Below are 24668 nucleotides of genomic sequence, written 5' to 3'. Positions count from 1 at the left end.
GCCGATGCAGCTCTCCGATCTCTCGGTCCGCCGGCCGGTCTTTTCGGCGGTGGTCGCGGTGCTGATGTGCATCGTCGGCCTGGTTGGTTATTTCAGCCTGTCGGTCCGCGAATATCCCGATACCGATCCGCCGATCGTCTCGGTCGAGACGACCTATACCGGCGCCGCCGCGTCGGTGGTGGAAACCCGCATCACCCAGCAGATCGAGGATGCGGTCGCGGGCGTGCAGGGCATCCAGACCATCACCTCGACCTCGCAGGACGGCACGTCCAACATCAATATCGAGTTCGATCCCTCGCGCGACATCGACAGCGCCGCCAATGACGTGCGCGACCGTGTCGGGTCGGTGACGCAGGATCTGCCCGAGGATGCGCTGGCGCCCGAGATCCGCAAGGTCGATTCCGACGCGCGATCGATCCTGTTCTTGGCCTTCTCGCGCCCCGGCTGGTCGCCGATCCAGATCAGCGACTATCTCGACCGCAACATTGCCGACCGCTTCGCCGCGATCGACGGCGTCGCCCGCGTCACCATCGGCGGCGAGGCGCGTCCGTCGACCCGCATCTGGTTCAACGCGGAAAAGCTGGCCGCCTTCGGCCTGACCCCGGCCGATGTCGAGGCGGCGCTGCGCACCCAGAATGTCGAACTGCCCGCCGGCCGCTTTGAATCGAAGGACCAGAACCAGACGCTGCGCGTCGAGCGGCCCTTCGCCACGCCGGACCAGTTCGCGCAGCTGGTCGTGGGCCGGGGCGAGGATGGCTATCAGGTGAAGCTGGGCGATGTCGCCCGGATCGAGGAAGGGGCCGAAAACCCCTATAGCAGCTTCCGTTCCAACCAGGGCACGGCGATCGGCATCGGCATCATCCGCCAGTCGGGCGCCAACACGCTGGAAGTGGCACAGAAGGCCAAGGCGCTGATCAAGGAGCTGGAGCCGACCCTGCCCAAGGGCATGAAGGTGGCGATCGGCACCGACGAATCCCTGTTCATCGAACGCGCGATCGACAATGTCTATGACACGCTGATCGAGGCGGCCCTGCTCGTCATCCTCGTCATCTTCCTGTTCCTGGGATCGGTGCGGGCGACGATCGTGCCGGCGGTGACGGTGCCGATCTGCCTGCTCGCCACCTGCGCGGTGATGTGGCTGCTCGGTCTGTCGATCAACCTGCTGACCCTGCTCGCCTTCGTGCTCGCCATCGGCCTGGTGGTCGACGACGCGATCGTGGTGCTAGAAAATGTCTATCACCGCGTCGAGCAGGGCGACGATCCGCTGGTCGCGGCCTATCTCGGCACGCGGCAGGTGGGCTTTGCCATCATCTCGACCACATTGGTCGTTTGCGCCGTGTTCGTGCCGGTCATGTTCCTGGCCGGCCAGACCGGCCTCTTGTTCCGCGAACTTGCCATCGCGATGATCGCGGCGATCGGCTTCTCGGGCTTCATATCCTTGAGCCTCGCGCCGATGCTCTGCTCCAAGCTGCTGAAAAATGCCGAGCGTGGCCGGTTGGCGCGCTGGGTCGATGATCGCTTCCAGCGGATCGAGCATGGCTATGGCCGCTGGCTCGACTGGACCTTGAAGAAGCCGCTGATGCCGCTGCTGGGCGTTGCGATCTTCCTGGGCGTCGCCTTCTTCCTCTTCACCCGCCTGCCGGCCGAACTGGCCCCGGCCGAGGATACCGGCGTGGTCGAGGCCAATGTCAACGCGCCCGAAGGCACCGGCTTCGACCGGATGATGGCCTATATGCAGAAGATCGAGAATGATCTCGCCTTCCTGCGCAAGGATGGCACGCTGCAGAATCTGGTGATCCGCACCCCCGGCGGCTTCGGCACCACCGACGATTACAACAACGGCAATGTCATCGCCTTCCTGCGGCCGTGGGAAGACCGGACCATCACCACCGCCGAAGTCGCGACCATCATCAACAAGGTGATCGCCGACCAGCCGGGCGTGCGCGGCAATGCAGCGCCGCGATCGGGGCTGGGCCGTGGTCGCGGCCTGCCGGTCAATATCGTGCTGGCCGGTTCCACCTATGAAGGGCTGGTAGCCGCGCGCGACCGCATCATGCTGGCGGCGGCAAGCTATCCGGGGCTCATCAACCTCGACAGCGATTACAAGGAAACCAAGCCGCAGATGCGGATCGAAACCGATCTGCAGCGCGCCGGCGACCTGGGCGTGTCGGTGAACGATGTCAGCCAGGCGCTGCAAAGCCTGCTCGGTTCGCGCCGCGTCACCACCTATGTCGATCGCGGCGAGGAATATCGCGTGCTGGTGCAGGCGGAGCGGGACGGGCGCCAGACGCTGGCCGATCTGGAACGTATCCAGGTGCGCAGCCGCAGCGGCGTGCTGGTGCCGCTGTCGGCGGTCGTGACCGTGCGCGAAGTGGCCGGGCCGCGTCAGCTCAACCGCTATAACAAGCTGCGCGCCATCACCCTGACCGCCGCGCTGGCGCCGGGCACATCGCTGGGGCAGGGGCTGGCCTTCCTGGAGGATCAGGCGCGCCAGTCGCCCGAGGTGCTGGCGATCGGCTATCGTGGCGAAAGTCAGTCGCTGCGTGAGACCGGTGGGTCGATCTGGATCGTCTTCGGCCTCACCATCCTGATCGTCTATCTGCTGCTCGCGGCCCAGTTCGAAAGCTTCATCCACCCCGGCGTCATCATCGCGACGGTGCCGTTGGCGGTGGCGGGCGGCGCGCTGGGCCTGGCGATCACCGGCGGGTCGATCAACCTCTATAGCCAGATCGGCATCGTCATGCTGGTCGGCCTCGCCGCCAAGAATGGCATCCTGATCGTCGAGTTCGCCAACCAGCTGCGCGACGAGGGGATGGAGATTGCCGAGGCGATCCGCGAGGCGGCCAAGCGGCGTCTGCGCCCGATCCTGATGACGTCGATCGCGACAGTCATCGGCGCGGTGCCGCTGGTGCTGCGCGGCGGGGCCGGTGCGGCGGCGCGCCATTCGATCGGCGTGGTGATCGTGTTCGGCGTCAGCCTGGCGACGCTCATCACCCTGTTCCTCATTCCCATTTTCTATTCGCGCGTTGCCAAGCGCACGGTTTCTCCGCAAACCGTTGGTCGCAAACTGGATTCGGCGCTCAAGGATTCGCCCGAACCCGCCGAATAGCTTGGAGCTGCGTTGCCGATGAACGAGATCGCGTCCCAGGGTCAGTTGCGTCTTGCCTATCTGCGCTGGGCGTTGGTGACGGTGCCCGCGATCGTCTTTCTCGGCTTCCTGTCGGGCAAGTTCGCCAATAGCGGTTTTGGCAATTGCTGGTTCGCCTCGCTCAACCTGCCGGCGCTGATGCCGCCGGGTTGGGCCTTCGCCGTCGCCTGGACGATCCTCTATATACTGATGGCGCTGGCCTTCGCGATCGTGCTGCATGCGCGCGGGGCCAGGGGACGGGGGGCGGCGGTCGCGCTGTTCCTGGTGCAACTGGCGCTCAACCTTGCCTGGTCGCCGCTCTTCTTTCGCGCGCATCAGGTGGGGGCGGCGCTGGGGCTGATCCTTGTGCTGGCGCTCTTGGTGGCGCTCACCACCACCTTGTTCTGGCGGATCCGTCCCTTTGCCGGTGCGTTGATGTTGCCCTATCTGGTCTGGCTGGTCTTTGCCTCCTACCTCAACTATGAGGTCGGCCGCCTGAACCCGGATGCGCACAGGCTTGTCGCGCCGGCACTCCAGACCCAGATATGATTTCGGCGCATCCACGCGCCTGATACGAGGATAGACGATCATGCAGAGCGAGAACCGCTTTTTCGACGACCTGGCCAAGCTGGTGAACGGCGCTGCCGGCACGGTCGCGGGCATGACCCGCGAGTTCGAATCCAATGCGCGCGAACGCGCCAAGGAATGGATCGGCGGCGTCGACTTCGTCAGCCGCGAGGAATTTGACGCGGTCAAGGCGATGGCCGCCGCCGCGCGCGAGGAAGTCGAACTGCTCAAGGCCCGCCTCGACGCGCTGGAAGGCAAGGCGCCCGAACCGGTCACCAAGACCGTGCGCGCCGCCAAGACGAAAGCTGTGGATAAGGATGCGGGCGCCGAGTAAGCGCCCTGTCCTTTCGCCGCTTGCGGTGATAAAGGCGCGCCGATGATGGATAGCGACGAATTTGAGAATGGCGGCCATGAGGCCGCGCCGATCGACATGCTGGCGGCCTTTTACGAGGCGCATGGCTGGAGCTATGAGCAGGTCGGCGAGGATGAGATCGTCGCGAGTACCCAGGGGTCGTGGGCGCAATATGAGCTGCGCGGCATCTGGCGTGACGAGGATCAGGTGCTGCAGCTTCTCGCGCTGCCCGACATCCGCGTCAATGACGACAAGCGCGCCGTCATCTACGAGACGCTGGGCCTGATCAACGAACAGCTCTGGCTCGGCCATTTCGAGCTATGGTCGTCGAGCGGCATCATCCTGTTCCGCCATGGCGCCTTGCTGGGGCAGGGTGGCACGCTGACGCTCGACCAGGCGCAGGTGCTGATCGAGACTGCGATCGACGAGTGCGAGCGTTTCTATCCCGTGTTCCAGTTCGTCCTGTGGGGCGGCAAGAGCCCGAGCGAGGCGATCAGCGCGAGCCTGATCGAAACCCGCGGCGAAGCCTGACATATCTGCCTGAAAGCCTGACCATGACCATTGCCTGCTGGCCCGATCATCTTTTCCTTGTCGGCTGCGGCAACATGGCCGGGCAGATGCTGACCCGCTGGCTGGCGTGCGGGCTAGATCCCGCGCGCGTCACCGTGCTGCGGCCGAGCGGAAAGCCGGTGGCGCAGGGCGTGACCGTCGTCACCGCCTATCCCGCGGCGCTGCCCGCCGGCACGACTGTGCTGCTGGGCATGAAGCCTTATCAGATCGCCGATGTCGCAACTGGTCTTGCGCCGCTGCTGACGGCGGAGACGCGGCTGGTGTCGATCCTGGCCGGTACGCCGATCGCCGACCTGCGCGGGCATTTCCCGGCGCCGCGCGATGTCGTCTGCGCCATGCCCAACCTGCCGGTCGGGCTGGGCGAGGGCGTGGTGGCGCTCTACACCGATGCGGCGACGGATGCGGCGGCCAAGGCCGATATTGCCGCGCTGATCGCGCCGCTGGGCCTGGCCGAATGGATGGGGGACGAAGCCCTGTTCAATCAGGTGACGGCCCTGTCGGGCTGCGGCCCGGCCTTCCTGTTCCGCTTCATCGATGCACTGTCGCGCGCCGGCGAGGCGTTGGGCATTCCCGCCGATCAGGCCGCTCGCATGGCGCTGGCCACGGTGCAGGGATCGGCGAACATGGCGGCGCGCGCCAGCGTCAGCCCGGCGACCCTGGCGGATCAGGTCGCCAGCCCCGGCGGCATGACGCGCCAGGGCCTCAATGTACTGGACGCCGACCATCGCCTGCTCGACCTTCTGACCGACACGCTGGTTGCTGCGCGCGACCGGGGTGCGGCGATGGCGCGGCGCGAATAGGGACGGTTCCGGTCCGCGCGATTATCCGTTAAGGGGTCGCGATCGATATACGGAGTCCGTTCATGCTGTCCCCCGAAACCCCCATCCTGCTGCTCACCACCGGTGGCACGATCGACAAGGTCTATTTCGACGCCCTGTCCGACTATCAGGTCGGCGAGACGGTGATGGCCAAGCTGTTGCAGGTGGCACGGGTCAAGCGGCCCTTCCGGATCGAGGAAATCACCCGCAAGGACAGCCTGGAGCTGGACGACACGGATCGTGCGCTGATCGCCGCCCGCGTTGCCGCCGCGCGTGAGAAGCATATCGTCATCACCCATGGAACCGACACCATGACCGAGACGGCCAAGCTGTTGCAGGACATTCCCGGCAAGACCGTCGTGCTGGTCGGTGCGCTGGCCCCGGCGCGCTTTGGCGAGAGCGATGCGAGCTTCAACCTTGGCATGGCTTTCGCCACCGCGCAGGTCGCCGAGCCGGGCGTCTATATCACCATGAGCGGATCGGTGTTCCGCGCCGACAAGGTGGTGAAGGACCGCGCCAAGGGCGCCTTCGTCCCGACCGGCGAGTAAGGCGGGCCAGCGGGGCGGCTGAAACCTTTGCCCGCTCTCCGGCATTGTTGCCCCCACGGGGTGACAAAGAGGAGAGACTATATGGCAGATTATCAGGAACGCCCGGCGCCCACGACGACGATCATCGAAAAGCGCAGCGGCGGCGGTGGCACGACCATCGCGATCCTGTTGCTGGTCGTGGTGGTGGCGGTTGCCGCCTTCTTCCTGATCAGCAGCCAGACCCGCAAGGATGATGCCGTGTCGAGCGCGGCGAGCCAGGTCGGTCAGGCGGCGAGCGATGTCGGCGACGCCGCCAAGGATGCCGCCGACAGCGTGAAGGGCAATTGATCCAAAGGGCCGGCTTCCACAGCGAAGCCGGCCCTTTTTCAGACCATGATTTTGTCGAGCGCGGCGCAGAAGGCCTGCATGTCGGCCATCGAGCCGACGGTGACGCGCGACATGGTGGGCCAGGGCGCCCAGTTGCGGCCGATGCCGACACCCGCCGCCAGGAACTGGGCCTGAACCCCGGCGGCCGGCTTGCCCCAGTCGACCATGAACATGTTGGCGTCCGACGGAATGAACTTGACCCCGCGCTTGGTGAGATGGGCGAAGGTGAAGTCGCGCGCGGCGATCATCTCGGCCCGGCGCTGCTCGATCAGCGCCTTCTGCGTCAGCGCCACAGTGCCGCACACGACCGAAGGCAGGGGCAGGTTGGTCGACATGCGCTTGCCGTCATAGCGCATCATCCTGGCGTGCAGGTCGGGCCGTGCGATGGTGGCACCCAGCCGCATGCCGGCCATGCCGAACAGCTTGGAGAAGGTGCGCAGCACGATCACGTCCTTGCCCTGCGCAACCAGCGGCGCGGCCGACTGGCCGTGCGAGAAATGGAGATAGGCTTCGTCCACCAGGACGATCGATCCGGCCGGCTTGTTGGCGACCAGCCATTCGATGTCGGCCACCGGCGTCAGTGTGCCGGTGGGGTTGTTGGGCGAGCAGATATAATAGAGGCCGGCGTCCGGATTGGCGGCGAGCATCGCCTTCACGTCATGGCGATAGTCGGGCGTCAACGGCACCTTCGTCACCTTGGCGCCGGCCCATTCCGCCGTGCCCCAGGGTTGTTCATAGCTGACATCGGCGGTCACCAGCCCCTTTTGCGGCGAGCAGAAGGCGACGACGATGCGCGAGAGCGGATCGCTGGACCCCGGCCAGGGCAGGACATGGTCGACCGGCACGCCTTCGATGGTCGCGAGCGCCTTCTTGAAGTCGGTGACTTCGGTGCCGGGGTGATAGAAATTGGCGTGGGACACGATCTTCGCCGCGGCGGCCTGGGCGACGGGGAAGGGGCCGGTCCAGCATTCGTTGGAGCCGATCCGCACCTTGGGAAAATTGCCTTCTTCCGGGCCGTCATTGCGCTGCGCCCAGACCGGGGTTCCGGCGGTGGCGACCGCCACGCCCGCGCCCAGCACGCCCAATATGCGGGCGGCGTCGCGGCGCGAATAGCCGCGCTGGATCAGATCCTGCTGCGCGTCATTCTGGTCGTTCATGGCTATTCCCCTATGCGTCCTGAAGAACGGTTCGGGGGAGTCAACGGACGAGGGCGGGATTCCCGCAATGGCCCCGCCGTAACGAAGAAGGGCGCCCCCTGGGAGGGCGCCCTTCATCATGTTTCAGCCTGTTCGGGCGAAGGGATCAGCCTTCGACCTTGGCATATTTCGGCGCGGCCTCATTGAGGATGCGCAGGATCTTCTGCAGCGCGGTGGGCTCGTCGGTCTCTTCCATCGCGGCGAGTTCGCGGGCGAGGCGGCTGGAAGCGGCCTCGAAGATCTGGCGTTCGGAATAGCTCTGCTCGGGCTGGTCATCGGCACGGAACAGGTCGCGGGTCACTTCGGCGATCGACACCAGGTCGCCCGAATTGATCTTCGCTTCATATTCCTGGGCGCGGCGCGACCACATGGTGCGCTTGACCTTGGGCTTGCCCTTCAGGGTTTCCATCGATTCCTCCAGCGTCTTGTTGGAGGACAGCTTGCGCATGCCGACGCCTTCGGCCTTGTTGGTGGGAACGCGCAGCGTCATGCGCTCCTTTTCGAAACGGAGCACATACAGCTCCAGCTCCATGCCCGCGATCTGCTCCTTTTGGAGTTCGATCACACGGCCCACGCCGTGCTTGGGGTAAACGACATAATCACCAACGTCAAAGGACAGCGCCTTGGCAGCCATTTGAAACCTTTCTATTCAACCGGGGAACGGGCCGTCGCGGGGCAGGTGCAGCAGGGGCACGAGTCGGGGAAAGTCCGCGGCGTCACCGTCAAGACATGATGCGAATACTCCAGGACGAACGCGACCATGTTCGTCCGCTGGGCGCTATTTAGCAGATTCGTAACAAAATTGCCACCCCCGGACACAAAGTCTGGGGGTGCGGCACAAAATGGGACGCTGCGCCTTGATGGCGCAGGATAATATCGATCAGCTGCCCTCGCCGGGTTCGGGCGAGAAGAACTGTTCCAGCTTGTTCTCTACGCCGCTCATCGCGTCGGCGTCAGCCGGGGCCTCGCCCTTGACCGTGATGTTGGGCCATTCGGCCGAATATTTGGTGTTGAGTTCCAGCCACTTTTCGAGGCCGTTCTCGGTGTCGGGCAGGATAGCCTCGGCCGGGCATTCCGGTTCGCACACGCCGCAGTCGATGCACTCGTTGGGATTGATGACCAGCATGTTCTCGCCCTCGTAGAAACAGTCCACGGGGCAGACCTCGACGCAATCCATATATTTGCAGCGGATGCAGTTGTCGGTCACGACATAGGTCATTGTCAGGGCACTCTTTGGGTTGCGACAGCGGCGGCCCTGCTATGCCCGGCGCGCGCGAAGGTCAATGAGGATAATGTTGACGGGGGTGTAGGGGCGGTTTTGTGCTGTCGGCAGCGCAGATGGTCGGTCGGGCCGCCCGTTCGAGCGGCCCGAGCCATCGTCAGCTGCGCACGTCGGATTCGGTGACGGGCGAGATCTTGATTTCGACGCGGCGGTTGGCAGCCTTGCCTTCCTCGGTCGCGTTCGACGCGATCGGCTGGGTTTCGCCAAAGCCGCGCGTGGCGATGCGGGCCGACTGGACACCATGGCTGGTCAGATAGCCGGCGACCGACTGGGCGCGGCGTTCCGACAGCGTCTGGTTATAGGCGTCCGACCCGTCGCTGTCGGTGTGACCATATACGTCGATATAGGTCTTGGGATATTGCGACAGGATCGAGGATACCTCGTCCAGCGTGGGGCGGAACTGCGGCTGGACGCTGGCGTCGTTGAAGGCGAAGGTGATGCCCGAGGGCATGCGCAGCAGCAGGTCGTCGCCCTGGCGGATCACGTCGACGCCGCTGCCGGCGGTCTGCTGGCGCAGCTTGCGTTCCTGTTCGTCCATATAGGAACCGATGCCGGCGCCCGCGATCGCGCCGATGCCGGCGCCCAGGATCTTTTCGGTGCGGTCATGCCGGCCGCCGACCAGATCGCCCAGCAGATAGCCGCCCAGCGCGCCGCCAATGCCGCCGATCGCCGCCTTCGACATGCGCTTCTGCCCGGTTTCCGGGTCGGTGGTGCAGGCGGTGGTGGTCAGCATCGCGGCCAGGCCGGCCGCCATCATGATCCGGTGCGAAATCCTCATTCTTCTATTCCCTTGTCCTTGGCATCCGCGTGGATGGATGCCTCCCTAATAACCCAGGCGATGGATTGTTCCACAAGTGAACTGAACGGGCGATGATGGGATGGTTGTGAAAACGAAAGAATAAAGGTTATAGGGGAGGGGACCACCATGGCCACGATCCCCCCTCCCGCTCCGACGCCCTTCCCCTGGGTAGACCTCATCATCATCCTGGCGCTGGTCGCGCTGAACGGCGTCTTCGCGATGTCGGAGCTGGCCATCGTGTCCGCGCGCAAGCCACGGCTGCAGGCGATGGAGAAGGCGGGCAAGCGCGGCGCCAAGTCGGCGTTGCAGCTGGCGGCGGACCCAGGCAAGTTCCTGTCGACGGTGCAGATCGGCATCACCCTGATCGGCATCATTTCGGGCGCCTATTCGGGCGCCAGCCTGGGCGGACCGACCGGCGAGCGGCTGGCGGCGCTGGGCCTGTCGCCCAATATGGCGGAAAATCTGGGCTTTGCGCTGGTCATCGGCCTCACCACCTATGCCTCGCTGATCATCGGCGAGCTGGTGCCCAAGCAGTTCGCGCTGCGCCAACCCGAGCCGATCGCCGTGCTGGTGGCAACGCCGATGCTGTATCTGGCCAAGCTGACCGCGCCGGTGGTGTGGGTGCTCGACAAGTCGAGCGGCCTGATCTTCAAGCTGCTGGGGCTGGACCGCGAATCCGAACATCATGTCACGGTCGAGGAACTGCATCTGATCGTCGCCGAGGCGAGCCGGTCGGGCATCATCGAGGAAAGCGAGCGGGCGATCATCTCCGGCGTGGTGCGGCTGGCCGACCGGCCGGTGCGCGAGGTGATGACCCAGCGCATGGATGTCGACTGGATCGACATCAACGCCGATGAGGACACGATCCGCCTGCGCCTGCTGGAAACGCCGCATACCCGCCTGCCGGTGGGGCGCGGATCGGTGGAGGACATTATCGGCATCGTCCAGGCGCGCGACATCATGACCGCCTTGTTCCGGGGCGAGGCGCTGAATATCGAGGCGCTGCTGCGCAAGGCGGAGGTCGTGCCTGACCAGGTCGACGCGATGGATGCGCTGGAAGTGCTGCGCAAGTCCGACGTGCCGATGGTGATGGTGCATGACGAATATGGGCATTTCGAGGGGATCGTGACCCCGGCCGACCTGCTGTCCGCCATCGCCGGCCATTTCGCGTCGGACCGCGATGTCTATGACGAGCCGGATCTGGTCGAGCGCGAGGATGGCAGTCTGTTGGTGTCGGGGCAGATGCCGATCGACCAGCTGGCCGAGAAGATCGACATCAACCTGTCCGAAGATCGCGATTATGCGACGGTCGCGGGCCATGTGCTGTGGCTGCTGAAGCGGTTGCCGGAAGTCGGTGACTATGCCGAGGATCAGGGCTGGCGCTTCGAGATTGTCGACATGGACGGGCGCAAGATCGACAAGCTGCTGGTCGCGCAGCTCTGACCATGGCGGCGACGGCGCTCGATGCGGTCGATCGCCTGGCGCTGCACCTGCTGGAAGAGAAGTATGGCCTGGCCGTGCTGGGCCTGTGCGGGGCGCAGGGCAGCGGCAAGAGCACATTGGCGCAGGCGTTGCAGGCGCGCATGCGCGCGCGCGGCGTGGCGAGCGCGATCCTGTCGATCGACGATCTTTATCTGACGAAGGGTGAGCGGGAAGTGCTGGCGCAGAACGTGCATCCGCTGCTGCGGACGCGGGGCGTGCCGGGGACGCATGATGTCGCGCTGGGCTTGCGGGTGCTGGATGCGCTGGCGGCGGGGCGGGCGGTGCGCTTGCCGCGGTTCGACAAGGGGTTGGATGATCGCTTGCCTGAAAACGCGTGGCCGGAGGCCGGAGCGGGGCAGCGGCTGCTGATCCTGGAGGGCTGGTGCGTGGGCGCGCGGGCGCAGGAGGTCGGTGAACTGGATGCCCCGGTCAACGCGCTGGAGCGGGACGAGGATGGCGACGGGCGCTGGCGGCGCTTCGTCAATGCGGCGCTGGCGGGCGAGTATCAGACGCTGTTCGGGCGGATCGATGCGCTGGCGCTGCTGGCGGCGCCGGGGTTTGCGGTGGTGCAGGGCTGGCGGACGCAGCAGGAGGCGGAATTGCGTGCGGCCGGTGGCGGCAGTGCGGTGATGAGCGATGAAGAGGTCGCCCGCTTCATCCAGCATTACGAGCGGCTGACCCGGCATATATTGGACGAGATGCCGGCGCGGGCCGATCTGGTCGTGGCGCTGGATGCCCAGCGCGGCGTGGCGGCGGTGCGCGGCCGATAGGAGAAGGGCGCCGCCACCGGCCGCGCCCTATCCGAAATTTACTGCGCCGCGTTCTCGGCCGGGGCCTCGGTCGCGTTGGCGGCGTTGTCGCCGCCTTCGGCCGGAGCTGCATTGTCGGCAGCGGCGGGCGCGGCATCGGCGGCGGGCAGGGGGAGGTTGGACCCCTGCGTGTTCAGCCAGGCGATCAGGTTGGCGCGATCGGCCGGGTTGGAGAGTCCGGCAAAGGTCATCTTGGTGCCGGGGGCAAATTCACGCGGGCTTTTCAGCCAATGGTCGAGATTGTCGAAGCTCCATTCGCCGCCCTTGCTCTTGAGCGCTTCGGAGAAGGCGAAACCGCCCTTGCCCTGGCCGATGCCTTCGCCGACGGTGGCATAGAGATTGGGGCCGATGCCGTTGGCGCCGCCCTGGTTGACGGTGTGACAGGCGGCGCATTTCGCGAACACCTTTTCGCCGGCCGCGACATCCGCGCTGGCGAGCAGGGTATTGAGGCCGGGGCCGCTGTCGCCGCCACCTTCGCCTTCCACCTCGACGCCCTCGATCGCATAGCCCATCTTTTCGGGCCGTTCATCGTGGAAATATTTGGAACTGACGATCGCGCCACCCAGCGCGATGATGCCTGCAAACAACGCCCACCCTGCAACGGTGTTGAATCGATCGCCCATCCGCAGATTTCCCTCGCATCTTTGTTATGGAGGCTGTCGTGCGCTCCCCCACTTAAGCACTTGCCATAATGGGGGATAGGCCGGGGTGCAACCCGCCGTGGCGCTTTTCGCGCCCCGCCGCCCCGCCGATGCTTGCGCGCGATCCCCCAACTGCCTAAGCGCGCAGGCACGCATGGAAAATTATCCCGCCCCCGCTCGCGCGCTGGTCGCCGACATGTCGCAAATGGCCGCTGCCGATCCGGCGCGCGCCGTCGCCTATCAGGGCGCGCCCGGTGCCAATTCGCACCTGGCCGCGCTCGGCTACGCCCCCGATTGCGTGCCGCTGCCATGCTTTGCGTTCGAGGATGCGATCGACGCGGTGCGCAACGGCCTTGCCGCCCGGGCGATCATTCCGATCGAGAACAGCCTGCACGGCCGCGTCGCCGACATGCATTTCCTGCTGCCCGAATCCGGGCTGCACATCGTCGACGAATATTTCCTGCGCATCCGCCACTGCCTGATGGCGCCCGACACGGTGCCGGTGAAGAGCGCGATCAGCCATCCGCAGGCGCTGGGCCAGTGCCGCCATTATCTGCGCGAGCGCGGCATCCAGCCGGTCGCCTATGCCGACACCGCCGGCGCCGCCGCGCTGGTGGCGGAGACGCGGGCGCCGGGCGAGGGGGCGATCGCCCCCTATCTGGCCGCCGAAATCTATGGCCTGCGCCTGATCGCCGAGAATATCGAGGATAGCGACGACAATATGACCCGCTTCCTGGTGCTGGCGCGCGAGCCCAAGGCACCGGCGGCGGGCGTCGGCCCGGTCATGACCACCTTCCTGTTCGAGGTGAAGAATATCCCGGCCGCGCTCTACAAGGCGATGGGCGGCTTTGCGACCAATGGCGTCAACATGACCAAGCTGGAAAGCTACCAGCGCGGCGCCAGCTTTGCCGCGACCGAATTCTATTGCGATATCGAAGGGATGCCGGGCGACCCGGCGGTCGACCGCGCGCTCGCCGAGCTGGAATTCCACACCAAATGGGTGCGCGTTCTGGGCAGCTACCGCCAGGCCCGCCCCCGCACCTGAGTGGTGCGCCCGACAGAGGGCGGTTTCAGGGTCACTCCTGGGTCGCTCCAGGGTCACAGCGCGAAGTTCACAGTGTCGTGGCGCGATGATATCGGCGTTTTGCGGCCTTTTCGCGCCTGAAACGCGCCGCCGACGCGCCTGTTGGATCACATTCGGGGCATGGCGAAGTGCCATCCGGGTCACGGTGGCGCGCCTGTTGGGTTGCGGGGGTAGCGGCGCATTGGCGCGCGCGCAGGGGCGGGGGCGTGACTGCTCCATCGCGGAGGATAGATCAGAGATTGGTTGAGTAGGAAAGCTGGATGGGATTGGCCGATAGGCGAATATCCGGTTTGGCGCGGCAATATTGCGATAGCTCCCATTCATCAGGTGTCGACTACCGACCAGCGTCGATCGTGCACATCCGCCGCGCTAAGCTGCTGCCGACAGAAGCTGCTGATTGGGCCTCTCGAAAGGACGGTCGGCTATGCACCTTATCTGCGGCCTCTCCGTCGAACTGAGCGTAATGCCGAAAATTGCCGCTGATTAGTGGTGTGAAAGCGTTACTCGTCGTACCGCATCATCTTTGACTTGATTGAGCCGCAACTTTGTCGGCAGATGCATCTGTCTAACAGGGAGTGTGCGAGCCGTGATAATCTGTGGGGTCGATATAAAAGGTAAGGAAGCGAATCTCGCTATTGTTAGCTCTGATAGCGAGGGCAATATCGAGCATATTAATTGTGCCACGAAGAAGCTCTCGCTTCACGATCATGAGGATGCCGCGTCCCTTGATGCTTTGATGAAAGCTATAAAGGCCTTCGCTAACGAAAATAAAATCGATGGATTTGCTATTAAGTCTCGAAAAGCAACTGGGCAATTGGCAGCGGGCGGGATCACGTTCAAGATCGAGGCGCTGTTTCAGCTTTCCGGCACCGAAGTCACCTTCGTGAGTCCGCCCACGCTCGCCGCTTTCACGAAAAAGAGCAACGTCGCAACGCCTCCGCAGTCAGTTAAACAATATCAAGCTGATGCTTATCGAGCGGCGGCTTGGAAGCTGGCCAAAGTCTGAGATAAATCGATGCCGATAGACAAGAGTGTTTTGACGCCAAGCGTCCGCGCCGTAGTCGACCAGTTAGAGAGCAAAATCGATTTTGATAGTATCAACATCAAAGGCGGCAACGGCTTTGTTCTGATGGGAAAAAATAAGATTCTGAATCGCAATTTAGTTGTGAAATTTTATTACTGGGGAGACGGTGCGCACGCAGAGCCAAAGATGCTAAGCGACTTGGCGCATGATCATGTCCTAAAAGTCGATGATGCTGCACCAATTAATGCGGAAGATGCTTATTTCATCACGCCATTTTGCGAAAGCGGAGACCTTGACGACGTAATGTCTGCCGGACGACTTAACGTCAAACGAGCCGTTGATATCATGTTAGATATTGCCAGCGGCGTGAGCTTCATCCATGGGAAAGGCTACATTCATCGCGATTTGAAGCCCTCCAATATATTTTGCGACGGGGATGGCCGCTTTGTTATCGGCGATTTCGGATCTGTCGTGAAGGTCGGTGAGGGTGGATACGCCCAGACGGGATCCCGTCATTCGTTGCTTTATCGCACTCCGGAAGAAGCCGATTCCGGGCGCGCTTATCAACGAGGAGATATCTATCAACTTGGCCTTGTTCTTTATCAGCTCTTGGGTGGATATCTGCCATACGATGAGACTGACTGGCTATCGCCAAAAGAAAAGGTGGAATATTTAAAACATGTAGCGCCAGATAATCAGATTTATGCCAGTTCGATAATTGAGAACAAGATAAAAAGGGGCAAGCTGATCGAATTGAGAAGCCTTCCCCCTTGGTGCCCAGTTGAACTGATTTCTGTAATAAGGAAGTGCTGCAAGGTGAACCGCGAAGATCGGTTTGAGACGGTGGCCGCGCTCATAGCTAAGCTCAATAATCTCCGAACATCGCTTCCCGACTGGCGGTTTGAGCCTGAGCCGGTACTTTACCGCGCCAAAGCAAAATATCGGATCATTAAAGGTCCCGGTGGCTATTCGGTCGAGAAAATGGTGAACGGTGCATTCGCTTGGCGAAGGGAACGAGCATTAAAACCAACCTCACTGCCAGAAGCAATTAGGATGGCGCAGGCACGGTGAAGCCGATTTTGTCGCGCCTTGGCACGGCACATACCCTAGCCACAATTCTTACGTCCGCTTTCGGGCACGGAGGGGCGTTGTCGAATGGCGACTATACGCGCCAACCAGCCCCACCCCTCCGCTTCCGCTCCCTCGCAATCACCGCTATAGCCCCGCTATGGTCGCTGCGATCCTCCTGTCCGCGCTGGCGATGACGCTGATCGTCGGGGTGCGCTATCTGATTGCCAGTGGCGGTTTTGCGCTGGCGACAAGGCTGCGGCAGCCGGGCCTCTATCGCGGGCAGGGGCGGCAGATCGGGCGGGAGATTGGCTGGTCGCTGGCGTCCGCCGCCATTTATGGCATTCCCGCCGGGGTGGTCGCCTGGGGCTGGCAGGCGCGGGGCTGGACGCGCATCTATGAGGATGTCGGCCGCTATCCGCTCTGGTATCTGCCAGTGTCGGTGCTGCTCTATCTCGCCGCGCATGACACATGGTTCTACTGGACGCACCGGTGGATGCACGCGCCCCGGCTGTTCCGCATCGCCCATGCCGTCCATCATGCCAGCCGGCCACCGACGGCCTGGGCGGCAATGAGCTTTCACCCGTGGGAGGCGCTGACCGGGGCGGTGGTGATCCCGGCGCTGGTCTTCCTGATCCCGATCCATGTCGGCGCGCTGGGCGTGGTGCTGTCGATCATGACGATCATGGGCGTGTCCAACCATATGGGGTGGGAGATGTTTCCGCGCTGGATGGTGCGCGGGCCGATCGGCCGCTGGCTGATCACCGCCAGCCATCATCAGCGGCATCATGAGCAATATCGGTGCAATTATGGCCTCTATTTTCGCGTCTGGGACCGGCTGTGCGGCACCGACCGGGGGTTGGGGGAATTTAGGAAGGAACAGGCGTGATCGGTCGGGTGCTATTTGCGGTGGTGGCGATGGCGGGGCTGGCGGGGGCGGCGCCGGTGGACCTGGCCCAGCCGATCAGCATGACGGCCGAGGGGCTGCGGTCGGCCAAGGGGCGCATCCTGATCTGCGTGGCGCGATCGGCCGATTATTTTCCCGATTGCAGCAAGGATCCGGACAAGCGCCACCTGATCGTGGCGACGACGGGCAATGCCATCCCGCTCGGCAATCTGGCGCCGGGCGACTATGCGATCGCGATCATCCATGACGAAAATGGCAATGGCAAGCTGGACACCTTTGCCGGCATTCCGCGCGAAGGGGTGGGCTTTTCGCGCAATCCGGTGCTGCGCTTTGGCGCGCCCAGCTTCCGGTCGGCCGAGTTCGTCGTGAGCGGCGCGCCGGTGCGGCAGACGATCCGGCTCAAATATTTCCTGTAAGGCGGCGCGCGCGTCACGACTTGTCCGCCAACTCTGGCAGGGGTGGGGGTGACGCCCCACATAAGGCGCTGTATGACGGCGGCGACTAACCGCATTGCAGGAGAATGAAGCGTGGCGACCCTGGGACTGAGCGAGGCCGACAAGGCGGCCGTGGAGGCGTTTCGCCAGGATGTGGTGGAGCCTTCGCGCACGAGCCTGGTGATCGTCGACTTCTGGGCCGAATGGTGCGGCCCGTGCAAGCAACTGGCGCCGGTGATCGAGAAGGTGTGCGCCGACTATGCCAGCAAGGGCGTCAAGCTGGTGAAGGTGAATGTCGATGAAAATGGCTTCATCGCCAGCCAGTTCCGCGTCCAGTCGATCCCGACCGTCTATGCCGTGTTCCAGGGCCAGCCGGTCGCGGACCTGAGCCAGGCGCGGACCGAGGGGCAGTTGAAGCAATATCTCGACCAGTTGCTGAGCCAGTTGCCGATCGAATCGGACGAGAAGGCGCAGGCGCAGGAGATCGCGCCGCTAATCGCGATGGGCGAGGAAATGCTGGCCGGCGGCGAGGCGGAGCGTGCCCTGTCGGTGTTCCAGCAGATTGCCGATATCGCGCCGGTCAATGCCGAAGTGCTGAGCGGCCTGCTGCGCGCGCTGGTGGCGCTGGGCCAGCTGGACGAGGCCGATGCGCTGCTCGCCGAACTGCCCGCCGAGATGCAGAAGGACCAGGCGATCGAGCGCGCCAAGGCGGCGCTGGCGCTGGCCCGCAATGCCAGGCCCGTGGCCGACCTGTCGGGGGTCGAGGCGCGGCTGGCGGCCGATGCCGACGATCATGAAGCGCGCTTCGAGCTGGCGACCGGGCTGATGGGCAATGGCGACCGCGACGGCGCGGCCGAGCAGCTGCTGGAGATCGTGCGCCGCGACCGGGCCTGGAATGACGGCGCCGCGCGCACCCAGCTTCTGACCCTGTTCGAGGCGGTCGGGCTGGAAGATCCGTGGGTGGCGGCGCAGCGCCGCAAGCTGTCGCAGATCCTGTTTTCGTAAAGGATCGGTGAGCCGGTGAACCGCGCGCGCATCTCGATCTTTCCGCTGTCCGGCGCGCTGCTGCTGCCGGGCATGGAACTGCCGCTGCATATCTTCGAGCCGCGTTATCGCGCGTTGGTGCAGGATGCGTCGGCGCGCGACCGGCGCATCGGCATGATCCAGCCGCGCAGCGAGGGGCAGAAGCCGCCGCTGTTCGATGTCGGCTGCCTGGGACGGATCAGCCATATCGAGGCGCTGGACGATGGCCGGTTCAACATCATCCTGACCGGGCTGGCCCGGTTCCGGCTGGTGCGCGAGCTGGAGGTGTCGACGCTGTTCCGCCAGATCGAGGCGGAGGTGGAGCAGGCGCCGGAGGACGAGGTGCTGCATCTGGTCGAGCGGGCGGCGCTGGAGCAGGAATCGCGCCGCTTTGCCGATGCGCTGGGCTATGCGGTCGACTGGACGGCGGTGTCGCGGCTGGACGACATGGCGCTGGTCAACGGCATCGCCCAGATCGCGCCGTTCGACCCGGCGGCCAAGCAGACCTTGCTGGAGGCCGACACGCTGAGCGAGCGGGCCGACCGGATCATCCAGCTGATGCAGATCGTCGGTCGCGCCGAGCGCGACGGCGGCGCGACGATGCAATGAGCGAGATTATGAGCGAAGAGACGGCCCCGATCGATCCCTGGCTGCTGGCCAAGCTGGTCTGCCCGGCGACGCGCACGCAGCTGCGCTGGGACGGCGGGCGGCAGGCGCTGGTGTCGGACGCGGCGGGCCTTGCCTATCCGGTGCGCGACGGCGTGCCGGTGCTGGTCGTGCGGGAAGCGATCGCGCTTTCCTGACCGGGCGCGGTCGGTGTCGGCCTAACCCTGTCCGCCGAGCAGCTGATATTTGAGGCCCATGGCCTGGGCGAGGTTGCGCAGCCGGCGTTCGACCGCTTCGCCGTAGAGATCGGCATCCTCGTCGCGCAGGTGGAGGTCGATGCGGTCGCCATGCCGTTCCAGATGGGAAATGGCGAGCGGGCCTTCGACGCCGCCCGACAGGCGCTGGGCCAGGCGGATGGCGAGACCCCAGAGTGCGGCGCGGCGCAGTGCGTCCGTGCTGGCCATACGGTCGAGGTTGGGCAGCGTGCCGACATCGCCGCCGAAATGGGTGTGCAGCGCCTGGCCCAGCATCGCTCGCTCGGCAGCGGTGATGCCCACCCAATTGCTGTGCAGGGCGATTTCGACGCCGCGCTCGGCGCGGAAATCGGGATTGGCGCGCCAGCTGACATCGGCCAGCAGACAGGCGGCTCGGCGGATGCGGCGCGCACCCTTGTCATCGTCGGGGAAGAGCGGCGCAATCCAGCGGTCGATACGGTCGCCATGGCCGCGGAAGCGGGCCTGCGCCTCGCCCTCCGCCTCGGCCGCGACCAGCAGCGGATCATGAGCGCGGATATCGTCGGGCAGATTTTCGTAGAGCAGCCCTTCGCGCAGGCCATAGGCCGACACGATCATCCGGCTGGACTTGAGCTGACGCACGACGACCGACAACAGCGCGGCGGCATCCGGCAAGGTCGGCACACGCGATCCGGTCATCGCCGGGATCTGCTTCAGCCGGCCCTTGTCGACATGGGAGACGATGCGGGTAAGCTGTTCGGCACGGGCCGCGCTCATCTCATATTGATGCACCACCGGCAGCGGGAAATGGGTGAGTTGCATGTCGAAGCGAGCGAGCGAGCGCCAGGAGCCGCCGACGAGATAGAAGGGCAGGTCCGGTTCCGCCTGCCATCCGGCCTTTTCCAGCATCTTGGCGACGCAGCGATCAAGCGCACGCGGCCCCTTGGCCCGGATCTGTGGCAGGCGCAGCACGCCCAGCGGCAGCGAGATGGTCTGTTCGACCGCGCCCTTGCGCACGCGGGCCAGTTCCAGGCTGCCACCACCCAGGTCGCCGACAATGCCGTCGGCATCGGGAATGCCCGACAAGACGCCCATGGCCGCGCCGATCGCCTCCTGCGCGCCCGACAGCAGTTCGACTGTCAGGCCCATCGCCTTGGCACGGCTGATGAATTCGGCGCCATTGGTGGCGTCGCGCACGGCGGCCGTCGCCACGCAGCGTATGTCGGTGACGCGCATGTCCCGGCACAGATGGGCGAAGCGGCCGATGGCACGCAGGCCGCGCTCCATCGCTTCCGGTTCGATCGCACCGGTCTTGGCGAGCGAGGCACCGAGGCCCGCCATCACCTTTTCATTGAACAGGATGAAGGGGATGCGGCGCGGCCCGTCATAGACGACCAGGCGGACGCTGTTGGAGCCGATGTCGATGATCGCCGAGCGCGCGGTGGCGGGTTCGGGCGAGGTCGCCATGGTCTCCGCCATGGCGCGCACGCGGCTGAGCATCGAGTTCATGGCGCGATCAGGCCCGGCCACGCAGGCGCAGGGTCGGCACCGCACCATGCTCCTGCGCTGCGCCACGCCCGGACAGCGACGGGTTGGTCATGAAATAGCGGTGCAGGTTGAACGGCCGGTCGCCCGGCTCCAGCCGGGTATAATGGCCGTCGCGGTCCAGCACCCAGCTCTGTTCGGTATCGATCAGATTGGCGACCATCACCTGGTCCAGAATCTGGTCATGGACGGTCGGATTTTCGACCGGCGCGAGGAATTCGACGCGGCGGTCGAAGTTGCGCGGCATCCAGTCGGCCGAGCTGATATAGACCTTGGCGCCATTATTGGGCAGCGCCTTGCCATTGCCGAAGACGGTGATGCGGCTATGTTCCAGGAAACGGCCGACGACCGACTTGACCCGGATATTTTCCGACATGCCCGGAACGCCCGGCCGCAGGCAGCAGATGCCGCGCACGATCAGGTCGATCTGCACCCCGGCATTGCTGGCGGCATAGAGTTTCTCGATGATCGCCGGGTCGACCAGGCTGTTCATCTTGGCCCAGATGGTGCCGGGGCGGCCGGCGCGGACATGGTCGATCTCCGCATCGATGCAGGCGCACAGCGTGTCGCGCAGGTCGCGGGGCGACATGACCAGCTTTTCCAGCCGCTGCGGCTCGACATAGCCGGTTATGTAGTTGAACAAAGCGGCGGCATCGCGGCTATAGGCCGGATCGGCGGTGAAGAAGCTGAGATCAGTATAGATGCGCGCGGTGATGGGGTGGTAGTTGCCGGTGCCGAAATGGCAGTAGCTGCGGAACTGGTCGCCCTCGCGCCGCACCACCATCGACACCTTGGCATGGGTCTTCCAGTCGATGAAGCCATAGACGACCTGCACGCCCGCGCGTTCCAGCGCGTCGGCCCACATCAGATTCTGTTCCTCGTCGAAACGCGCCTTCAGCTCGACCACGGCGGTCACCGACTTGCCGGCCTCGGCCGCATCGATCAGGGCGCGGATGATCGCCGACTGCTTGCCCGCGCGATAGAGGGTCTGCTTGATCGCGACCACGTCCGGGTCGGACGCGGCCTGCTTCAGGAAGGAGATGACGACGTCGAACGCCTCATAGGGGTGATGGACGACGATGTCCTTGGCGCGGATCGCGGCGAAACAGTCGCCGCCATATTCGCGGATGCGCTCGGGGAAGCGCGGCGCATAGGGCTCGAACTTGAGGTCGGGGCGGTCGGCGTCGACGATGCCGCTAAGGTCACCGATGCCGATGAAGCCCTCCACCTCGACCACGATCGCCTCATGGCCCTGGAGCATGTCCTGGAGCATTTCCTCGACCGGTTCGGGGATGCGTTCCTCTATCTCCATGCGGATCACGCGGCCGCGGCGGCGGCGCTTGATGGCGCTGCGGAAATAGCGGACCAGATCCTCCGCCTCTTCCTCGATCTCGATGTCGCTGTCGCGGATGATGCGGAACACGCCGCTGTTGCGGACGCGATAGCCGGGGAAGAGATCGGCCGAGAAGCGGCGGATCACCGCCTCCAGCGCCATGTAGCGCATCGGTTCGCCCGGAATGCGCACGAAGCGGGCGAGCGAGGAGGGGATCATCACCAGTTCGCGGATCGGCTGCTTGTCCGACAGGCGCTCCAGATCGAAGACGATCGACAGGCCCTGATTGGGGATGAAGGGAAAGGGATGTGCCGGGTCCAGCGCCTGGGGGGTCAGGATCGGGAAGATCTGGGTCAGGAAATGTTCGCGCAGCCATTGGGCGCAGCCGGCATCCATTTCCGCGGACGGACCGATCACCTCGATCCCGACCTGCACCAGTTCGCCATGCAGCGCGCCCCAGACCTTCTGCTGGGCGCGCATCAGGCTGGCCGTAGTTTCGGTGATCGCGCCGAGCTGCTGCGCCGGGGTCAGGCCATCGGCCGACCGCAGGTCGACATCCTGCAATTGCTGGCCCTTGAGTCCGGCAACGCGGACGGAGAAGAATTCGTCGAGATTGGCGCCCGAAATCGACAGGAAGCGGAGCCGTTCGAGCAGTGGGTGGGCCCGGTTCATCGCCTCTTCCAGCACCCGCTGGTTGAAGGCCAGCCAGGAAAGCTCGCGGTTGAAATAGCGCTCGCCCGCGGGCGAAAGGCTGGCGATGGGATCGGCTTCGGCCACGGATTACTCGCGCTGGTCGTTGGTGGGATCGGGCGGGACTATAGGCAAGATTCCTGCAGATTGCAGGGCCTCTTTCGCCAGTGCGACCGAAATCTTACGTCCAGATGACAGCGATGCCTCATCCAGCAGCGCCGTCACCGCCGCAATCGCGCCATAGCTGCGCTCGATCCGCCGGAGCAGCCAGGGGGCAAGGTCCGGCGCGAAGCTGGCGCCCGACGCGCCCAGCCGCCGCTCGATCAGCGCCAGCGCCAGCGCCTCGTCTGGTTCCTCGATCGCGACATGGGGCGATCCGGCCAGCCGCGATCGCAGGTCGGGCAGCGCCACCGTCCAGCGCAGCGGGGACGTGCGGCCGATCATCAGCAGCGGGCGATGCTCGGTCTGCGCCTCGTTCCAGGCATGGAACAGCATATGCTCGTCCTGCCCCTCGGCATCGTCGATCACGCTGCCGCCGCTCATCGCGACGAACTGGCGGCCCAGCGCCGAACGGCCCGACAGTGGCGGGCCGGTCAGCACAGTCACGGACACGGGCCAGTCACGCCAGCGTTCCAGATGGGCAACGGCCAGTTGATTGGCCTCGCTCACCAGAAACTCCTCGCCCTGGCCCTGCCATTCGAAGGGCAGGCTGATCTGGCTCATGGCTGTCCTGCGGGCGCCTGCCGGCGCGAGATGCGCATGGTGTTGCCCGATACCGCCACGCTGTAGCCGCGCGCCTGCAATCCGGTGCGCAGCGCGTCGGCCGTGCCCTCGAAGCTGACCTGCATCACCGACGTGCCGCCCAGCGCGAGGCTGCTGGTCGCGGCCGAGCGGACGCCCGGAATGCTGCGCAAGGCCGATTCGCCGGCGGTGACCGATCCGACGTCGGGCGTATCGAACTGGATCGCGAAGCTAGCGACGCTGGCGCCGGCGGTGGGCAGTGGCATGTCGACCGCCTCGATCGGCGCCTCGGTCGCATTCTCGATCGCCAGCGCGCTGGGATCGACCGGTTCCTCGATGATCAGCGACGGATCGGGCCGCAGGCGGCCGTCATTGAGCGCGCGGATATAAAGCTCGTCGATCCGGCGCGCGCCCTCGTCCAGCATCTGCGGGATGCCGCTGTCGTTCGAGGCACGCAGCGCGAAGCTGCCGATCAGGCTGTTGTCGGGGCCATAGCGGGCGGTGAAATTGGCCGTCACCGGGCCGCCGGGCCATTGCCGGTCGAGCCGCACCATCGGGATCACCACATCGGCCGCGCCATATTGGTCGAGCAGCACGCGCCACCACAGGCGGCCGCGCCGCCCGGTCTGGCCGGCGTTGAGCAATACCGGGTCGGCGACCGAGCCCGCGACGCGGACATAGTCGATCGCGCTGTCGCCGGTGCGATAACGCGCCCAGGCCTTCTGCCATTCATTGACCCGTTCATAGGATACGGCCGAGCCGCCATCCCACAGGACCGGGATCACCAGCAGCGGCGGCGAGCGCATCACATTGCCGGAAACGCCCAGCAACTGGCCGGTACGCGCGCGGTCGAACAAGATACCGAGCGTCGCAACATAGCGACCGGGGCCGGCCTGTTCATATTCGACCTCGATGCCCGAGATCATGGCTTCCAGCTGCGAATCGGACAGGCTGGGCACGCCGGTGCCGCCATGGGTGCGGGTCCACAGCATCTTCCACGCCTGGCGCTGGGCCAGCCGCCAGCCGGCATAGCGGGCCGCATCGGCGCTGCCGGCCTGGACGTCGACCTTCACGCCGCGCACCTCATAATCGCCGCCGCTGGCGATCGGCGGGACGCCGCGTTCGCCTTCCATCTGGGCGAACAGCGCAGCGCCGACCAGGCCGATTCCCACCGCGCCGACGATCTGCGCCGGGCGGGAAAGGGCGTGGAGAGCAAGCGCTGGCGGGAACGACAGGCGACGAAGAGTCTTGGCAAGGATCACGGGCGTCCTTTTGGCGAGATTTGCCCCGCATGCCAAGCGCGAACCTGCACGACCTTCCCCGTTCGGGCTGAGCGAAGTCGAAGCCTTCACCTGAGCGAAGCGAAGGCGCCTCGCTCCGCTCGGCGATGCCCTTCGACTTCGCTCAGGGCGAACGGGATATG

General features: G+C 65.0%; 26 protein-coding genes. 17 read left to right on the top strand and 9 right to left on the bottom strand.

Annotated elements, in window-relative coordinates:
- Positions 1–4 precede the first annotated feature (4 nt).
- From BRX37_RS01330 to BRX37_RS01300, 7 genes are all read left to right on the top strand, one after another.
- Entirely contained in the window at positions 5–3109 is a 3105-nt protein-coding gene (locus tag BRX37_RS01330) for an efflux RND transporter permease subunit (RefSeq protein WP_125985226.1), read from the top strand.
- A gap of 18 nt (positions 3110–3127) precedes the next feature.
- The gene (locus BRX37_RS01325) at positions 3128–3676 is read left to right on the top strand and encodes a TspO/MBR family protein (protein WP_125985225.1); all 549 of its coding nucleotides are present in this window, start codon (positions 3128–3130) and stop codon (positions 3674–3676) included.
- 40 nt (positions 3677–3716) lie between these two features.
- Positions 3717–4028 (top strand): accessory factor UbiK family protein, encoded by a 312-nt coding sequence (locus tag BRX37_RS01320; RefSeq protein ID WP_004211090.1) that lies wholly within the window; start codon positions 3717–3719, stop codon positions 4026–4028.
- 42 nt (positions 4029–4070) lie between these two features.
- On the top strand, positions 4071–4577 hold the full coding sequence (locus tag BRX37_RS01315; protein WP_004211091.1) for a type III secretion system chaperone family protein: 507 nt from the start codon (positions 4071–4073) through the stop codon (positions 4575–4577).
- A gap of 23 nt (positions 4578–4600) precedes the next feature.
- The gene (locus BRX37_RS01310; protein ID WP_125985224.1) at positions 4601–5416 is read left to right on the top strand and encodes a pyrroline-5-carboxylate reductase family protein; all 816 of its coding nucleotides are present in this window, start codon (positions 4601–4603) and stop codon (positions 5414–5416) included.
- A gap of 62 nt (positions 5417–5478) precedes the next feature.
- A complete protein-coding gene (locus BRX37_RS01305; protein ID WP_004211094.1) occupies positions 5479–5982 on the top strand; it encodes an asparaginase domain-containing protein in 504 nt (167 codons plus the stop codon).
- 81 nt (positions 5983–6063) lie between these two features.
- The gene (locus BRX37_RS01300) at positions 6064–6309 is read left to right on the top strand and encodes a hypothetical protein (protein WP_004211096.1); all 246 of its coding nucleotides are present in this window, start codon (positions 6064–6066) and stop codon (positions 6307–6309) included.
- A gap of 38 nt (positions 6310–6347) precedes the next feature.
- On the opposite strand, the gene BRX37_RS01295 is transcribed toward BRX37_RS01300, so the two are convergent.
- The 4 genes from BRX37_RS01295 to BRX37_RS01280 form a co-directional block, all read right to left on the bottom strand.
- Positions 6348–7505 (bottom strand): pyridoxal phosphate-dependent aminotransferase, encoded by a 1158-nt coding sequence (locus BRX37_RS01295; RefSeq protein ID WP_125985223.1) that lies wholly within the window; start codon positions 7503–7505, stop codon positions 6348–6350.
- Between the two features lie 145 nt (positions 7506–7650).
- Positions 7651–8178 (bottom strand): CarD family transcriptional regulator, encoded by a 528-nt coding sequence (locus BRX37_RS01290; RefSeq protein WP_004211100.1) that lies wholly within the window; start codon positions 8176–8178, stop codon positions 7651–7653.
- A 246-nt stretch (positions 8179–8424) separates the two neighbouring features.
- Positions 8425–8763, bottom strand: coding sequence for a ferredoxin FdxA (fdxA, locus tag BRX37_RS01285; RefSeq protein WP_004211101.1), 339 nt, complete (start codon positions 8761–8763; stop codon positions 8425–8427).
- A 160-nt stretch (positions 8764–8923) separates the two neighbouring features.
- On the bottom strand, positions 8924–9604 hold the full coding sequence (locus tag BRX37_RS01280) for a YiaD family glycine zipper/OmpA-like lipoprotein (protein WP_029547626.1): 681 nt from the start codon (positions 9602–9604) through the stop codon (positions 8924–8926).
- Between the two features lie 147 nt (positions 9605–9751).
- Between BRX37_RS01280 and BRX37_RS01275 the strand changes: the two genes are divergently transcribed.
- Together BRX37_RS01275 and BRX37_RS01270 are read left to right on the top strand one after the other, a co-directional pair.
- The gene (locus tag BRX37_RS01275) at positions 9752–11068 is read left to right on the top strand and encodes a hemolysin family protein (protein WP_017500236.1); all 1317 of its coding nucleotides are present in this window, start codon (positions 9752–9754) and stop codon (positions 11066–11068) included.
- Between the two features lie 2 nt (positions 11069–11070).
- Complete coding sequence (locus BRX37_RS01270) at positions 11071–11877, top strand: kinase (protein ID WP_125985222.1); 807 nt, start codon at positions 11071–11073, stop codon at positions 11875–11877.
- A gap of 38 nt (positions 11878–11915) precedes the next feature.
- Here BRX37_RS01270 and BRX37_RS01265 read toward each other — a convergent pair whose 3' ends face one another.
- Entirely contained in the window at positions 11916–12539 is a 624-nt protein-coding gene (locus BRX37_RS01265) for a c-type cytochrome (protein WP_037510216.1), read from the bottom strand.
- Between the two features lie 172 nt (positions 12540–12711).
- On the opposite strand from BRX37_RS01265, the gene BRX37_RS01260 reads away from it, so the two are divergent.
- The 8 genes from BRX37_RS01260 (at position 12712) to BRX37_RS01225 (ending at position 18900) form a co-directional block, all read left to right on the top strand.
- Positions 12712–13602, top strand: a complete 891-nt coding sequence (locus BRX37_RS01260; RefSeq protein WP_125985221.1) for a prephenate dehydratase — start codon at positions 12712–12714, stop codon at positions 13600–13602.
- Positions 13603–14227: 625 nt separating this feature from the next.
- The gene (locus tag BRX37_RS01255; protein ID WP_037517685.1) at positions 14228–14647 is read left to right on the top strand and encodes a DUF3010 family protein; all 420 of its coding nucleotides are present in this window, start codon (positions 14228–14230) and stop codon (positions 14645–14647) included.
- 9 nt (positions 14648–14656) lie between these two features.
- Positions 14657–15736 (top strand): serine/threonine protein kinase, encoded by a 1080-nt coding sequence (locus BRX37_RS01250; protein WP_125985220.1) that lies wholly within the window; start codon positions 14657–14659, stop codon positions 15734–15736.
- A 157-nt stretch (positions 15737–15893) separates the two neighbouring features.
- Positions 15894–16622, top strand: a complete 729-nt coding sequence (locus tag BRX37_RS01245; RefSeq protein ID WP_125985219.1) for a sterol desaturase family protein — start codon at positions 15894–15896, stop codon at positions 16620–16622.
- Positions 16619–17056: a DUF2141 domain-containing protein gene (locus BRX37_RS01240; protein WP_125985218.1), complete on the top strand. Its 438-nt coding sequence runs from the start codon at positions 16619–16621 to the stop codon at positions 17054–17056. Before BRX37_RS01245 ends, BRX37_RS01240 begins: the two co-directional genes overlap by 4 nt.
- Positions 17057–17167: 111 nt before the next feature.
- The gene (locus tag BRX37_RS01235) at positions 17168–18079 is read left to right on the top strand and encodes a tetratricopeptide repeat protein (protein WP_125985217.1); all 912 of its coding nucleotides are present in this window, start codon (positions 17168–17170) and stop codon (positions 18077–18079) included.
- 15 nt (positions 18080–18094) lie between these two features.
- Positions 18095–18706: an LON peptidase substrate-binding domain-containing protein gene (locus tag BRX37_RS01230; RefSeq protein ID WP_037510200.1), complete on the top strand. Its 612-nt coding sequence runs from the start codon at positions 18095–18097 to the stop codon at positions 18704–18706.
- An 8-nt stretch (positions 18707–18714) separates the two neighbouring features.
- The gene (locus tag BRX37_RS01225; protein ID WP_318276551.1) at positions 18715–18900 is read left to right on the top strand and encodes a Trm112 family protein; all 186 of its coding nucleotides are present in this window, start codon (positions 18715–18717) and stop codon (positions 18898–18900) included.
- 21 nt (positions 18901–18921) lie between these two features.
- Here the strand turns inward: BRX37_RS01225 and BRX37_RS01220 are convergent, their stop codons facing one another.
- Genes BRX37_RS01220 through BRX37_RS01205 form a run of 4 tightly spaced genes read right to left on the bottom strand, consistent with a single transcriptional unit; the run spans position 18922 to position 24507 of the window.
- Complete coding sequence (locus BRX37_RS01220; protein WP_125985215.1) at positions 18922–20445, bottom strand: Ppx/GppA family phosphatase; 1524 nt, start codon at positions 20443–20445, stop codon at positions 18922–18924.
- A gap of 7 nt (positions 20446–20452) precedes the next feature.
- On the bottom strand, positions 20453–22591 hold the full coding sequence (locus BRX37_RS01215) for an RNA degradosome polyphosphate kinase (RefSeq protein WP_099233932.1): 2139 nt from the start codon (positions 22589–22591) through the stop codon (positions 20453–20455).
- Positions 22592–22594: 3 nt separating this feature from the next.
- A complete protein-coding gene (locus tag BRX37_RS01210) occupies positions 22595–23227 on the bottom strand; it encodes an HdaA/DnaA family protein (protein WP_004211120.1) in 633 nt (210 codons plus the stop codon).
- Entirely contained in the window at positions 23224–24507 is a 1284-nt protein-coding gene (locus BRX37_RS01205; RefSeq protein ID WP_125985214.1) for a heavy-metal-associated domain-containing protein, read from the bottom strand. Before BRX37_RS01205 ends, BRX37_RS01210 begins: the two co-directional genes overlap by 4 nt.
- Between the last annotated feature and the right edge of the window lie 161 nt (positions 24508–24668).

This window comes from Sphingomonas sp. S-NIH.Pt3_0716, from assembly GCF_003950715.1.
In the GTDB taxonomy this organism is placed as follows: Bacteria; Pseudomonadota; Alphaproteobacteria; order Sphingomonadales; family Sphingomonadaceae; genus Sphingobium; species Sphingobium yanoikuyae_A.
This window is presented reverse-complemented; position numbering and strand designations above follow the sequence as displayed.